This is a genomic window from Natrialba sp. PRR66 (assembly GCF_034808065.1).
In the GTDB taxonomy this organism is placed as follows: domain Archaea; phylum Halobacteriota; class Halobacteria; order Halobacteriales; family Natrialbaceae; genus Natrialba; species Natrialba aegyptia.
In genome coordinates, this window is the sequence record NZ_JAXHGN010000157.1 from 1 (window position 1) to 261 (window position 261).

Annotated in this window: 1 pseudogene; it reads right to left on the reverse strand. The window is 59.4% G+C overall.

The features are described 5' to 3' along the window. Positions 1-154, reverse strand: a pseudogene (locus SM755_RS23835) (phosphohydrolase); the annotation flags it as partial. Positions 155-261 lie beyond the last annotated feature (107 nt).

The following is a 261-nucleotide window of genomic DNA, read 5'->3' on the forward strand; positions in this document are numbered from 1 at the left end:
TGTTCCAGGCGTACGGAATGTCGAAGATATCCTGCCATCCGCCGCGTTCGAGACCGAGACGCCACGCTTCGACGACCTTGTCCCGGAGCACCTCGTCGTCGATGCCGTCTAGTTCCGGAAACGCCTCGCGGATCTGCGCCTCGTGATCCGTCATTTTACGACTCGTCTTTCTGGACTGTTTCTTGCCCGATAAACCGTGGGCGCTTCTCCAGAGCGAGGAAGTTGTCCACGTCTTCCCGTGCTTCCTTTGCCTTGCCGCGG